Raw genomic sequence first — 15,810 nt, forward strand, 5'->3', positions numbered from 1 at the left:
AACGTGGAGGATGGGTTATGTCGGCGCCAGACGAGCAGATCGTCCAGGCACTGCGTGCCTCGCTGAAGGAGAACGCCCGGCTTCAGCAGGAGAACAGTGCGCTTGTCGCCGCGACCGCGGAGCCTGTCGCGATCGTCTCGATGGCCTGCCGGTACGCCGGCGGCATCCGTGGCCCCGAGGACCTGTGGCGGGTGGTGACCGACGGCACCGACGTCTACACCGGCTTCCCCACCGACCGCGGCTGGGACCTGGAGGGCCTCTACCACCCGGACCCGGACAACCCTGGGACGACGTACGTCCGGGAAGGTGCCTTCCTGCACGACGCCGGGCAGTTCGACGCCGCGTTCTTCGGGATCTCCCCCCGGGAGGCCCTGGCGATGGACCCGCAGCAGCGGCAACTGCTCGAGGTGGCGTGGGAGACCTTCGAGCGGGCCGGTATCGATCCGCACTCGGTGCGGGGCAGCGACGTCGGGGTGTTCGCCGGGATCGTGCACCAGGACTACGCACCCGACCTCAGCGGGTTCGAGGGGTTCCTCAGCCTGGAACGCGCGCTGGGCACCGCGGGCGGGGTCGCCTCCGGCCGGGTCGCGTACACCCTCGGGCTCGAGGGACCCGCGGTGACCGTCGACACCATGTGCTCGTCGTCGCTGGTCGCGGTGCACCTGGCCGCCCAGGCGCTGCGCCGGGGCGAGTGCTCGATGGCGTTGGCCGGCGGTGCGACGGTGATGGCGACGCCGGGCGGGTTCGTCGGCTTCGCCCGTCAGCGGGGGTTGGCCTTCGACGGGCGCTGTAAGTCGTACGCCGCGGGTGCCGACGGCTCGTCCTGGGCCGAGGGCGTCGGCGTGCTGCTGCTGGAGCGCCTCTCGGTGGCCCGGGAACGGGGTCACCAGGTGCTGGCGGTGATCCGGGGCAGCGCGGTGAACCAGGACGGCGCGTCCAACGGGCTGACCGCGCCGAACGGCCCCTCCCAGCAGCGGGTGATCCGCAACGCGCTGACCAGCGCCGGGCTCCGGCCGACCGATGTGGACACCGTGGAGGGCCACGGCACCGGCACCGTGCTGGGCGACCCGATCGAGGCCCAGGCGTTGCTCGCCACGTACGGGCAGGGCCGGGATCCGAGGCAGCCGTTGTGGCTCGGCTCGGTCAAGTCGGTCATCGGCCACACCCAGGCGGCGTCCGGGGTGGCCGGGGTGATCAAGGCGGTGCTGGCGCTGCGCCACGGGGTGCTGCCGGCGACCCGGCACGTGGACGCGCCCACGCCGCAGGTGGACTGGTCGGCCGGCGCGGTGGAGCTGTTGACCGAGACCCGGGACTGGCCCCGTAACGGTCGTCCCCGCCGGGCCGGTGTGTCGTCGTTCGGTGCCAGCGGCACCAACGCGCACCTGATCCTGGAGGAGGCACCGCAGGAGGCGGCCCCGGCCCCGCTGCCGCCGACCGGGGTCGTTCCGATGGTGGTGTCGGCGCAGACCACCACCTCGCTCGCGACTCAGGCGGGCCGGCTGGCGTCGTTCCTCGCCGACACCCCGGCGCCGCTTCCCCAGGTGGCCGGGACGCTGGTGGCGGGCCGCGCCACGTTGGGCGAGCGGGCCGTGGTGGTGGCGGGCTCGACCGAGGAGGCGGTGGCCGGGTTCGGTGCGTTGGCGCGGGGTGAGAACGCGCCAGGTCTGGTGACCGGCTCCGGTACGCCCGGTCCGGTGGTGTGGGTGTTCCCGGGCCAGGGGACCCAGTGGGCCGGCATGGGCCGGGACCTGCTGGACTCCTCCCCGGTGTTCGCGGCGCGGATCGCGGACTGCGCCGCCGCGTTGGAGCGGTGGGTCGACTGGTCGCTCGTCGACGTGCTGCGCGGGGACGTCGACCCGGCGGTGCTGCAGCGGGTCGACGTGCTGCAACCGGCCAGTTTCGCGGTGATGCTGGGCCTTGCCGCGGTCTGGACGTCGGTCGGTGTGCAGCCCGACGCGGTGCTCGGCCACTCGCAGGGCGAGATCGCGGCGGCCTGTGTGGCCGGTGCGCTGTCGCTTGACGACGCGGCCCGGGTGGTGGCGCTGCGCAGCCAGGCGATCGCCGGGACGCTGTCCGGGCGGGGCGGCATGGCGTCGGTCTCGCTGAGCGAGGAGGAGGCGACCCAGCGGCTGGCCCGGTGGGCCGACCGGGTCGAGGTGGCCGCGGTGAACGGCCCGTCGTCGGTGGTGGTCGCGGGCGACGCCGACGCCCTCGACGAGGCCCTGGACCTGCTCGACGACCAGGGCGTCCGGGTACGGCGGATCGCGGTGGACTACGCCTCGCACAGCCGGCACGTGACGGACGTCCGCGACGCCCTCGCCGACGCGTTGGCCGGGATCACCGCGCTGGCGCCGACGGTGCCGTTCTACTCCACCGTGACGGGGGAGTGGATCCAGGCCGCCGGGGTCGTCGACGGTGGCTACTGGTACCGCAACCTGCGCCACCAGGTGCGGTTCGGCCCGGCGGTCGCCGAGCTGCTCGCCCAGGGGCACGGCGTGTTCGTCGAGGTCAGCGCGCATCCGGTGCTGGTGCAGCCGATCAGCGAGATCGTCGACCGGGCCGGCTCCGAGGTGGTCGTGACGGGGTCGCTGCGGCGCGACGAGGGCGGCCTGCGCCGCCTGCTGACCTCGATGGCCGAGCTGTACGTCCGGGGCGTACCGGTGGACTGGTCGGTGCTGCTGCCCGACGGGGCGGGACAGCCGCCCGTCGCGCTTCCCACCTACGCGTTCGACCACCAGCACTACTGGCTGCGGATGGGCGACTCGGCCACCGACGCGGCGTCGCTGGGCCTGGTCGGCGCCGACCACCCGCTGCTGGGCGCGGTGGTGCCGCTGCCGCAGTCGGACGGGTTGGTCTTCACCTCCCGGCTGTCGCTGCGGACCCATCCGTGGCTGGCCGGGCACGCGATCGGCGGGGTGGTGATCATCCCCGGCACGGTCTACGTCGACCTCGCGGTGCGGGCCGGCGACGAGTTCGGCTTCGGCGTCCTGGAAGAACTGGTGATCGAGGCGCCGCTGGTGCTGCCCGAGCAGGGCGGGGTACGGCTCCAGGTCGCCGTCGGCGGGCCGGCGGAGACCGGGCTGCGCCCGGTGTCGGTGTACTCGCTGCGCGAGGACGGCACGGACACCTGGACCCGGCACGCCACCGGCCTGTTGGCGGCCACGCCGACGACGCCGGTGACCGGATTCGACTTCACCGCGTGGCCGCCGCCGGGGGTACGGCAGGTCGACATCGACGGCTTCTACGCCGACCTCGTCGAGCGGGGTTACGCCTACGGCCCGGCGTTCCAGGGGCTACGCGCGGTGTGGCGGCGCGGCGACGAGGTGTTCGCCGAGGTCGCGCTCCCGGACGACCAGCGGGAGGACGCCGGCAGGTTCGGTATCCATCCGGCGCTGCTGGACGCCGCCCTGCACACCAACGCCTTCGCCAACCCGGACGACGACCGGCGGGTGCTGCCGTTCGCGTGGAACAGGTTGGTGCTGCACGCCGCCGGCGCGTCCGCGCTGCGGGTACGGGTCGCGCCGTGCGGGCCGGACGCCCTGTCGTTCCAGGCCGCCGACGACACCGGCGCTGCGGTGGTGACGATGGACTCGCTGGTGTCGCTGCCGGTCTCCGCCGATCAACTGGAGACGGCGGCGCAGGAGAGCCGCGACTCGCTGTTCCAGGTGGAGTGGACCGAGCTGCCCCCGGTCGCCGCCGCCCCGGTGCCGTCCTGGACGACGGTCACCGGCCCGGCCGACGTGGCGGCCCTGACCCGCGGCGCAGCCGGCGCACCGACGGCCGTCCTGCACGCCGTCGGTGACGACGACGGGCCGCTGGCGCTGACCACCAGGGTGCTGGCGGTGGTGCAGGCCTGGCTGGTCGCGGACGAGCTGGCGGACGCGCGGCTGGTGGTGGTGACCCGGGGCGCGACGCCCGCGCGGGACGGCCTGGTGGGCGACCCGGCCGGCGCGGCGGTCTGGGGTCTGCTCCGGGCCGCCCAGGCGGAGAATCCGGACCGGTTCGTCCTGCTCGACGCCGACCCCGCCGGCCCGGACCTGCTGCTGGGACCGGCACTGGCCAGCGGTGAACCGCAGCTCGCGGTGCGGGGGACCACCCTCGCCACCCCCCGGCTCACCCATGCCGCGAACCAGGATCCGGGTGCGCCCGACGTGTTCCGGCCGGACGGGACCGTGCTGGTCACGGGCGGGACCGGGTCGTTGGCTGCCATGCTCACCCGGCATCTGGTGTCCCGGCACGGGGTGCGCCGGCTGGTGCTGGCCAGCCGCCGGGGTCCGGCCGCCGACGGTGTCACGGAGCTGGTCGCCGAGCTGACCGCGCAGGGCGCGGACGTGTCGGCGGTGGCCTGCGACGTGTCCGACCGCGACCAGGTCGCGGCCCTGCTGGCGGAGCACCCCCCGACGGCCGTGGTGCACCTGGCGGGCGTCCTGGACGACGGCGTGATCGGCGCGTTGACAGCCGAGCGGCTGGCCGGCGTCTTCGCCCCCAAGGTGGACGCGGTGCGGCATCTCGACGAGCTGACCCGGGGCACCGCACTCGACGCCTTCGTCGTCTTCTCGTCGGCCGCCGCGCTGATGGGCTCCGCCGGTCAGGGCAACTACGCCGCGGCGAACGCCTTCCTCGACGGGGTGATGGCCAACCGCCGGGCGGCCGGGCTGCCGGGCGTGGCGCTGGCGTGGGGCCTGTGGGAGCAGAGCACCGGCCTGACCGCCCACCTCAGCGCCGTCGACCAGGCCCGGATGAGCCGGGGAGGCGTCCTGGCGATGACCCCGGCGGAGGGCACCGCCCTGTTCGACGTGGGTCTGCACGCCGACCAGGCGCTGTTGGTGCCGATCAAGCTCGACCTGAAGGCGATGCGGGCCCAGGCCGCGACCGGCGGGGACGTCCCGCACCTGCTGCGCGGTCTGGTCCGGGTGGGCCGGCGGGTGGCGCGGGCGTCGGCCGGCGACAGCGGCGGGCTGGTCCGCCGGCTCGCCGGGCTGACGCCGGACGAGCAGGAGACCATCCTGGTGGGCATCGTCCAGGCCGAGGCGACCGGGGTGCTGGGCTTCAGCGGACCGGAGCTGGCGCAGGGCACCCGCACCTTCAACGAGATCGGGTTCGACTCGCTGACGGCTGTCGAGCTGCGTAACCGGCTGAGCGCGGCGACCGGGGTGAAGCTGCCCGCCACGCTGGTCTTCGACTATCCCACGCCGGTGGCGTTGGCCCGGCACCTGCGTACCGAACTGGGCGACACGGTGGCCGGCACCGCGACCACGGTCACCGTGCTCGCCGATCCCGACGAGCCGGTCGCGATCGTCGGCATGGCCTGCCGGCTGCCCGGTGGGGTCACCGACCCCGACGAGCTGTGGCGGATGCTGTCCGAGGGACGCGAGGGGATGTCCCCCTTCCCCGACGACCGGGGCTGGGACCTGGCGGGCCTGTTCGACCCCGATCCGGAGCGTCCGGGTACGTCGTACACCCGGCAGGGGGGTTTCCTCCAGGGCGCCGGCCTGTTCGACGCCGGGTTCTTCGGGATCTCGCCGCGGGAGGCGCTGGCGATGGATCCGCAGCAGCGGTTGCTGCTGGAGGCCTCCTGGGAGGCCCTGGAGCGGGCGGGCGTCGACCCGACCGCGGTACGCGGCCACGACATCGGTGTCTTCACCGGCGTCTCCATCCACGACTACCTGGAGTCGCTGAGCAACATGCCGGCGGAGCTGGAGGGCTTCGTCACCACGGCCACCGCCGGCAGCGTGGCCTCCGGCCGGGTGTCGTACGCGTTCGGCTTCGAGGGACCGGCGCTCACCGTCGACACGGCGTGTTCGTCGTCGCTGGTGGCGATGCACCTCGCCGCGCAGGCGCTGCGCCAGGGCGAGTGTTCGATGGCGCTGGCGGGCGGGGTCGCCGTGATGGGCTCGCCGATCGGCGTGCTCGGCATGTCCCGGCAGCGCGGGCTGGCCGAGGACGGACGGGTCAAGGCGTTCTCCGCCACGGCGGACGGCACGGTGCTGTCCGAGGGTGTCGCCATCGTCGTCCTCGAACGGCTGTCGGTGGCCCGGGAGCGGGGCCACCGGGTGCTTGCGGTGATCCGGGGCAGCGCGGTCAACCAGGACGGCGCGTCCAACGGGCTGACCGCCCCGAACGGGCCGTCGCAGCAGCGGGTGATCCGCAGCGCGCTGGCCAACGCCGGCCTGACGCCCGCCGACGTGGACGCGGTGGAGGCCCACGGCACGGGTACCGCGCTGGGCGATCCGATCGAGGCGCAGGCGTTGCTTGCCACCTACGGCCGGGACCGCGACCCGGAGCAGCCGCTCTGGCTGGGTTCGTTGAAGTCGAACGTCGGGCACACCCAGGCCGCCGCCGGGGTGGCCAGCGTGATCAAGATGGTGCAGGCGCTGCGGCACGACGTGCTGCCGCCCACCCTGCACGTGACCGAGCCCACCGGCCAGGTCGACTGGTCCGCCGGGGCGGTCGAGTTGCTGACCGAGGCCCGGGACTGGTCCCGCAACGGTCGTCCGCGTCGGGCCGGGGTGTCGTCGTTCGGGATCAGCGGCACGAACGCCCACCTGATCATCGAGGAGGCGCCTGCCGACGAGGTCCGGGCACTGCCCCCGGAGGAACCGGCGGACGGCGTGGTGCCGCTCGTGGTGTCGGCCCGCAGCGCCGGCTCCCTGGCGGGTCAGGCGGGCCGGCTGGCGGCGTACGTCGAGCGGGCCGGCGAGGTGCCGCTGACCCGGGTGGCGGGAGCGCTGCTGTCGAGCCGGGCGCTGCTCGGCGACCGCGCCGTGGTGGTGGCGGGCTCGGCCGGGGAGGCGTCGGCGAGCCTGGCCGCGCTGGCCCGGGGCGAGACCCCGGCCGGGGTGGTGACCGGCAGCGTGCGGGTGCCGGGGAAGCTGGTGTGGGTGTTCCCCGGCCAGGGGACCCAGTGGGTGGGCATGGGCCGGGAACTGCTCGACACCTCCCCGGTGTTCGCCGAGCGGATCGCCGAGTGTGCCGACGCGCTGGCGCCCTGGATCGACTGGTCCCTGGTGGACGTGCTGCGCGGCGACACCGGACCCGAGGTGACGAACCGGGTCGACGTGCTGCAACCGGCCAGCTTCGCGGTGATGGTGGGGCTGGCGGCGGTGTGGGCGTCGGTGGGTGTGGTGCCCGACGCGGTGGTCGGCCACTCCCAGGGCGAGATCGCCGCGGCCTGCGTGGCGGGCGCGTTGTCGCTTCAGGACGCCGCCCGGGTGGTGGCGTTGCGTAGTCAGGCCATCGCCGCCGAGCTGTCCGGCCGCGGCGGCATGGCGTCGGTGGCCCTGAGCCAGCAGGAGGCGGTCGCCCGGTTGACGCCGTGGGCCGACCGGGTCGAGGTCGCCGCGGTCAACGGTCCCACCTCGGTGGTGATCGCCGGTGACGCCGAGGCACTGGCCGAGGCGGTGGAGGCGCTGTCCGGTCGGCGGGTGGCGGTGGACTACGCGTCGCACACCTGGCACGTCGAGGACATCGAGGACGAGCTGGCCGAGACGCTTATCGGGATCGACGCGCAGGCGCCGGTGCTGCCCTTCTACTCCACGGTCACCGGCGGGTGGATCCGCGACGCCGGGGTGGTCGACGGTGACTACTGGTACCGCAACCTGCGCCACCAGGTGCGGTTCGGCCCGGCCGTCGCCGATTTGATCGACCAGGGTCACCGGGTGTTCGTCGAGGTGAGCGCGCACCCGGTGCTGGTCCAGCCGATCAACGACGTGGTCGACGGCACCGAGGCCGACGTCCTGGTGACCGGCACACTGCGCCGTGACGACGGTGGCCCGCGACGGCTGCTGACGTCGATGGCCGAGCTGTTCGTGCACGGGGTGCCGGTGGACTGGCAGGCGATGCTGCCGCCGGTCACCGGTCGGGTGGACCTGCCGACGTACGCGTTCGACCACCAGCACTACTGGCTGCACCCGGCGGTGGCGGCGGACGCGTCGTCGCTCGGGATGGCAAGCGCCGACCATCCGATGCTCGGCGCGGTGGTCCGGCTGCCGCAGTCCGACGGGTTGGTCTTCACCTCCCGGCTGTCGGTGCGGTCGCACCCGTGGCTGGCCGGGCACACCGCCGGCGACGTCGCGGCCGTCCCGGGATCCGGGCTGGTCGAGCTGGCGGTACGCGCCGGTGACGAGGCCGGCTGCCCGGTCCTCGACGAACTGGTGATCGACACGCCGCTCGTCGTCCCCGCCCACGGCGGGATCCGGGTGCAGGTCGCCCTGAGCGGGCCCGGCCGGGACGACGCCCGCACGGTGGACATCTACTCGCTGCGCGAGGACACCGCCGACGAGGTGTGGACCCGACACGCCACCGGCCTGCTCTCGCAGACCCCCGGGACACCGGAACCGTTCGACTTCACCGCCTGGCCGCCCCCCGGCGCGCGTCCGGTCGACATCGCTCCGCACGACGCCGGACCGGCCGAGGAGGGTTCTCCCTACGGCGAGGCGGTGCGGGCCGCGTGGCGGCGCGGCGGAGAGGTGTTCGCCGAGGTCTCCCTGCCCGAGGGGCAGGTCGCGGAGGCGGCCGGATACGGCCTGCACCCGGGGTTGCTGGCCGCGGCCCTGCACCCGGGCCTGCTGCCCACGGCGGACGGGGCCGGTGCGCCGCTCCGACAGCCGCTGGACTGGCACGGGCTGGTGCTGCACGCCGTGGGCGCGTCGACGCTGCGGGTCCGGCTGGTCGCCACCGACGCCGACACGGTGGCGCTGAGCGCCGCCGACGACACCGGCTCGCTGGTGCTGACCGTGGACTCGCTCGGGCTCCGTACGCCGTCCGGGGGCACGGCCGACGCCGGCACGCAACCCGTCAACTCGCTGTTCCGGGTGGAGTGGACCGAGCTGCCCGCCGACGGTGCCGTGCCGACGCCGGCATGGACGCCTGTCGCCACCGCCGACGAAGTGGCCGCCCTGACCGACGTACCCCCGGCGGTCGTGCTGGACGCGACAGGTGCTGGCGATCCCCTGACGGTGACCGCCCGGGTGCTCCAGGTCGTCCAGGCCTGGCTGGCCGGCCCGGGGCTGGAGGAGTCGCGGCTGGTGGTCGTGACCCGCGGCGCGGTGCCCGCCGGGGACGGCGCGGTGCCGGACCCGGCCGGGGCGGCGGTGTGCGGTCTGGTGCGTGCCGCCCAGGGTGAGAACCCGGACCGGATCGTCCTGCTCGACCTGGATCCGGCCCTCGACGGGGGCGTGGAGCCGGTGCTGGGGGCGGCCCTGGCCAGCGGTGAGCCGCAGCTCGCGGTGCGCGGGACCACCCTGTCCGTGCCCCGGCTCGCCCGCGCCACCCGGACCGCCGACCCGGCCACCGGCTTCGGCCCGCAGAGCACCGTCCTGGTCTCGGGCGCCGGCGTGTTGGGCGCGCTGGCCGCCCGGCACCTGGTGGCCCGGCACGGTGTCCGCCGGCTGGTGCTGGCCAGCCGGCGGGGTGCGGCCGCCGACGGGGTGGCCGAGCTGGTCGCCGAGCTGTCCGGGCGGGACGTGGACGTCACCGTGGTGGCCTGCGACATGTCCGACCGGGATCAGGTGGCGGCCCTGCTGGACCAGCACCCCCCGACCGCGGTGGTGCACACGGCAGGTGTCCTGGACGCCGGCGTGATCGAGACGGTCACCCCGGAGAAGCTGGCCCGGGTCTTCGCGCCGAAGGTGGACGCGGTGCGGCATCTGGACGAGTTGACGCGGGGGCTGCCGTTGACGGCGTTCGTGGCGTACTCGTCGGTGTCGGCGGTGTTCATGGGTGCCGGTAGCGGTAGTTACGCGGCGGCGAACGCGTTCCTGGACGGATTGATGGCGCAGCGCCGATCGCTGGGGTTGCCGGGGTCGTCCCTGGCCTGGGGTCTGTGGGAGCAGACCACCGGCATGGCGGCGAACACCGACGAGCTGACCCGGGCCCGGATGAGCCGGCGTGGCGGGCTCCAGCTGATGACGCAGGCCGAGGGCATGGCCCTCTTCGACGCCGCCCTCGGCGCGGAGCAGGCGCTGCTGGTGCCCGCGAAGTTGGACCTGCGCGGCGTCCGCGCCGACGCCTCGACCGGCGGCGCGGTGCCGCACATGCTGCGTGGTCTGGTCCGCGCCGGCCGGCGGCAGGCGAGCTCCGGTGCCGCCGGCGGGGGACGCGGCCGGCTCGCCGAGCGGCTGGCCGGGCTCACCCCGGCGGACCAGCTCTCCCTGCTGCTGGACCTGGTACGCGGCCAGGTGGCGGCCGTCCTCGGACACACCGGTGCCGGTGCGGTCCGGGCGGACGCGGCGTTCAAGGACGCCGGTTTCGACTCGTTGACCTCGGTGGAGCTGCGCAACCGGCTGCGCGAGGCGACCGGGCTGAAACTGCCCGCCACGCTGGTGTTCGACCACCCGAGCCCGCAGGCCCTCGCCCGGCACCTGCGCGACGAGCTGGGCGACGGCACGCCGACGGTGGCCGTGCCGACAGTCGCCGCCGCCGACCCGGAGGAGCCGATCGCCATCGTCGGCATGGCGTGCCGGCTGCCCGGTGGGGTGGCCGGGCCGGCGGACCTGTGGCGGCTGGTGGCCGAGCGCCGGGACGCGGTGTCCGGGTTCCCCACCGACCGGGGCTGGGACCTGGAGGGCCTGTTCGACCCCGACCCGGAGCGTCCGGGCACGTCGTACACCAGCCGGGGCGGTTTCCTGCACGAGGCGGGGCTGTTCGACGCCGGGTTCTTCGGGATCTCGCCGCGGGAGGCGCTGGCGATGGACCCCCAGCAGCGGTTGCTGCTGGAGGCGTCCTGGGAGGCGCTGGAGGACACCGGGGTGGACGCGACCGCGCTGAAGGGGGCCGACGTCGGCGTGTTCACAGGCGTCTTCGGCCAGGGCTACGTCGCCCCGGGGGCCAGCGTGGTCACCCCCGAGCTGGAGGGCTTCGCGGGGACCGGCGGGTCGTCGAGCGTGGCGTCGGGCCGGGTCTCCTACGTCTTCGGCTTCGAGGGCCCGGCGATCACGATCGACACGGCCTGCTCGTCCTCGCTGGTCGCCATCCACCTGGCGGCCCAGGCGCTGCGGCAGGGCGAGTGCTCGATGGCGCTGGCCGGCGGTGCGACGGTGATGGCGAACCCGGGCGCTTTCGTCGAGTTCTCCCGGCAGCGGGGGCTGGCCGTGGACGGGCGCTGCAAGGCGTTCGCCGCCGCCGCCGACGGCACCGGCTGGGCCGAGGGCGTTGGCGTGGTGGTCCTCGAACGACTGTCGGTGGCGCGGGAGCGGGGGCACCAGATCCTGGCGGTGCTGCGCGGCAGCGCGGTGAACCAGGACGGCGCGTCCAACGGGCTGACCGCGCCGAACGGCCCGTCCCAGCAGCGGGTGATCCGCCGGGCGCTGGCCAACGCCGGGCTGGTCCCGGCCGAGGTGGACACGGTGGAGGCGCACGGCACCGGCACCGCCCTGGGCGACCCGATCGAGGCGCAGGCGCTGCTCGCCACGTACGGCCGGGACCGTGATCCGGGCCGGCCGCTGTGGTTGGGGTCGTTGAAGTCGAACATCGGTCACGCGCAGGCCGCCGCCGGGGTGGCCGGGGTGATCAAGATGGTGCAGGCGCTGCGGCACGGGGTGTTGCCGGCGACCCTGCACGTGGACGCGCCCACGCCCGAGGTGGACTGGTCGGCCGGCGCGGTCGAGCTGCTGACCGAGGCACGGGACTGGCCGCGCAACGGGCACCCGCGCCGGGCCGGGGTCTCCGCGTTCGGGGTCAGCGGCACCAACGCGCACCTCATCCTGGAGGAGGCGCCCCCGCAGGACGACACCCCCACCCCCGCACCGGCCACCTGCCCGGACGTGGTGCCGGTGCTGGTCTCCGCGCGCAGCGCCACCGCGCTGGCCGCGCAGGCCGGCCGGTTCGCGGCGTACCTCGACCAGGCAGGCGAGGTGCCGCTGGCGGACGTGGCCGGGGCGCTGGCCTCCGGTCGGGCCGCGCTTACCGAGCGGGCCGTGGTGGTGGCGGGCTCCCGGGCCGAGGCGACGGCCGGGCTCACCGCGCTGGCGGCCGGCGGGAACGCGCCCGGCGTGGTGACAGGTCGGGCGGGCGCCCCGGGCAAGGTGGTCTGGGTGTTCCCGGGCCAGGGCACCCAGTGGGCCGGGATGGGCCGGGAACTGCTGGCGTCCTCGCCGGTCTTCGCCGAGCGGATCGCCGAGTGCGCTGCCGCGTTGACGCCGTGGGTGGACTGGTCGCTGATCGACGTGCTGCGCGGCGAGGCCCCGCCCGACCTGCTGGACCGGGTCGACGTGCTGCAACCGGCCAGTTTCGCCATGATGGTCGGCCTGGCCGCGGTGTGGCGGTCGGTCGGGCTGCGGCCGGATGCCGTGGTCGGGCACTCTCAAGGTGAGATCGCCGCCGCCTGTGTGGCAGGCGCGCTGTCGCTCCAGGACGCTGCCCGGGTGGTGGCGTTGCGCAGCCAGGCCATCGCCACGGCGCTGTCCGGGCGGGGCGGCATGGCGTCGGTCGCCCTGGGCGAGGACGAGACGGTCGCCCGGTTGACGCCCTGGGCCGACCTGGTCCAGGTCGCCGCGGTCAACAGCCCCACCTCGGTGGTGATCGGCGGCGACGCCGGAGCCCTCGACGAGGCGCTCGCCGCGCTGGCGGCCGACGGGGTCCGGGTCCGGCGGGTGGCGGTCGACTACGGCTCGCACACCGTCCAGGTCGAGCAGATCCGCGACCTGCTCGCCGAGACGCTGGCGGACGTGCGGGCGCAGGCCCCGACGGTGCCGTTCTACTCGACAGTGACCCGGGAGTGGATCCGCGACGCCGGGGTCGTCGACGGCGGGTACTGGTACCGCAACCTGCGCGGTCAGGTGCGCTTCGGCCCGGCCGTCGAGGATCTGCTCGGCCGGGACCACGGCGTGTTCGTGGAGATCAGCGCCCATCCGGTGCTGGTCCAGCCGATCAGCGAGATCGTGGACGACGCCGACGTGGTGGTGACCGGGTCGCTGCGGCGCGACGACGGCGGCCTGCGGCGGCTGCTGACCTCGATGGCCGAGGTGTACGTCCGGGGCGTGGCGGTGGACTGGACCGGGCTGCTGCCCCCGCCGCCCCGGCGGTTGGAGCTGCCGACCTACGCCTTCGACCACCGGCACTACTGGCTGCGCCAGCCCATCGGCGTCGCCACCGACGCGACGTCACTGGGACAGGCGACGACCGACCACCCGTTGCTGGGTGCGGTGGTCCAGCTGCCCACCTCGGACGGCCTGGTGTTCACCTCGCTGCTGTCGGTGCGCTCGCATCCGTGGCTGGCCGATCACGCGGTCGGCGGGGTGGTGATCCTGCCCGGCAGCGGGCTTGTGGAACTGGCCGTACGCGCCGGCGACGAGGCCGGTTGCCCGGTGCTCGACGAGTTGGTGGTCGAGACGCCGCTGGTCCTGCCCGAACAGGGCGGGATACGGGTGCAGGTGGCCCTGGGCGGGCCGGGCGCGAACGGCACGCGGGGGGTGGAGGTGTACTCCCGCCGCGACGGCGGCACCGGCACCTGGACGCGGCACGCCGTCGGGGTGCTCTCCGCGACACCGGGCGGCAGCGGCACCGAATACGACTTCACCGCGTGGCCACCGCCGGGCGCGGAACCGGTCGACGTCGGGGACTTCTATGCCGACCTGGCCGAGCGGGGTTACGGCTACGGCCCCGCGTTCCAGGGCCTGCGTGCGGTGTGGCGGCGCGGCGACGAGGTGTTCGCCGAGGTGGCCCTGCCCGAGGACCTGCGCCCCGAGGCGGGCCGGTACGGCGTCCACCCGGCGCTGCTGGACGCCGCCCTCCAGGCCGCCACGGCCGGTGCCACCGGAGAACAACCGGACGAGGCGGTGCTGGCCTTCGCGTGGAACGGATTCGTCCTGCACGCCGCGGGTGCGACGGCGCTGCGGGTGCGGCTCGCGCCGAACGGGCCGCAGACCCTGGTCGTCGAGGCGGCCGACGGGACCGGTGGACCGGTGCTGACGATGGACTCGCTGGTGTCCCGCCCGGTGTCGGCGGCGCAACTGGGTGCCGCCGGGCACGACGCCCGGGACGCGATGTTCCGGGTGGACTGGAGCGAACTGCCCGGGACCTCCGCCGAGCCGGTGCCGTCGTGGACGCCGGTCTCCACCGCCGACGAGGTGACGGCACTGGCCCAGGGCGAGGAGCTGCCACCGGTGGCGGTGTGCGACGCCGACGGCGGTGCCGGTCCGCTCGCGGTGACCTCCCGGGTGCTGGCGGTCGTGCAGGCGTGGTTGGCCGAGCCCCGGCTGGAGGAGGCGCGACTGGTCGTCCGTACCCGGGGTGCGGTACCCGCCGGTGGTGACCACCTGGTGACCGACCCGGCCGCCGCGGCGGTGTGGGGTCTGGTCCGGGCCGCCCAGGCCGAGAACCCGGACCGGATCGTCCTGCTGGACGCCGACCCCACCCCCGGGGCCGCTGCGGACCCGGTGCTGGTGGCCGGTGAACCACAGCTCGCCGTGCGGGCGGACCGGCTCTGCGTTCCCCGGCTCGCCCGGGTCGCCGACCCGCTCCGGGACGCCCCGGTCGCCTTCCGGTCGGACGGCACCGTCCTGGTCTCGGGTGTCGGCGCGTTGGGTGCGCTGGTGGCCCGGCACCTGGTGGCCCGGCACGGGGTACGTCGACTGGTGCTGGCCAGCCGGCGCGGCCCGGCCGCCGAGGAGACGGCCGAGCTGGTCGCCGAGCTGACCGCACAGGGCGTGGACGTGTCGGCGGTGGCCTGCGACGTGTCCGATCGGGACCAGGTCGCGGCGCTGCTGGCCGAACACCCGGTGACCGGCGTCGTGCACACGGCCGGGGTGTTCGACGACGGGCTGGTCGGCGGGTTGACCCCGGACCGGCTGGCCGGGGTGTTCGCGCCCAAGGTCGACGCGGTACGGCACCTCGACGAACTCACCCGGAGCCTGGACCTGGACGCGTTCGTCGTGTTCTCGTCGGTCGCGGGCGTGGTCGGCGGCGGCGGTCAGGGCAGTTACGCCGCGGCGAACGCGTTCCTGGACGCGGCGATGGCGCACCGGCGGGCGGCGGGCCATCCCGGGCTCTCGTTGGCCTGGGGCCTGTGGGAGCGCAGCGTCGGGATGGCTGCCCACCTCAGCATCGTCGACCACGCGCGGGCCAGCCGTGGCGGCGTGCTGGAGCTGAGCCGGGCCGAGGGCCTGGCCCTGTTCGACGCCGCGTTGCGGATGGACCAGGCGCTGCTGGTGCCGATCCGGCTGGACCCGCAGGCGATGCGGGCCGACGTCGCCGCCGGCGGCGCGGTGCCGTCGCTGCTGCGGGGCCTGGTACGCGCGGGCCGGCAACAGGCGCGGGCCGCGGCCGCGCCGGACGACTCGCTGGCCCGCCGGCTCGGCGGGCTTGCCCCGGCCGACCAGGAGGCGCTGCTGCTGGACGTGGTGCGCGGCCAGGTCGCGGCGGTGCTGGGGCACGCCGACCCGCAGGACGTCCGGGCGGACGTGGCCTTCAAGGACGTCGGGTTCGACTCGTTGACCTCGGTGGAGCTGCGCAACCGGCTGCGCGAGGCGACCGGCCTGAAACTGCCGCCCACGCTGGTCTTCGACTATCCGAACCCGGTGGCGCTCGCCCACCACCTGCGGACCCGGTTGCGCCCGGACGACACCGCGCCCGCAGCGGACGCGACGGTGGACGAGGCGCGGCTGCGGCAGGCCCTCGCGTCGGTCCCGCTGGCCCGGCTGCGGGCGGCAGGACTGGTCGACGCCCTGCTCGAACTGGCCGGCACGGACGAGCCGGACGACGGTGCCGCGCAGGAACGGGAGGTCGGCGACCTGGACGTCGACGACCTGGTGGAACTGGTGCTCGGCGGTGAGTAGCCCCGGGTGGTCCGGCAGCTGCTACGGAGGAAAGGTG

The 15,810-nt window shown here is 75.1% G+C and carries 1 protein-coding gene; it reads left to right on the forward strand.

The window, feature by feature from the left end; genetic code table 11:
* Nucleotides 1–17 precede the first annotated feature (17 nt).
* Nucleotides 18–15,773: a type I polyketide synthase gene (locus OHQ87_RS06340; protein ID WP_328345808.1), complete on the forward strand. Its 15,756-nt coding sequence runs from the start codon at nucleotides 18–20 to the stop codon at nucleotides 15,771–15,773.
* The last annotated feature ends 37 nt before the right edge of the window (nucleotides 15,774–15,810 follow it).

This window comes from Micromonospora sp. NBC_00421 (assembly GCF_036017915.1).
Lineage (GTDB): Bacteria > Actinomycetota > Actinomycetes > Mycobacteriales > Micromonosporaceae > Micromonospora.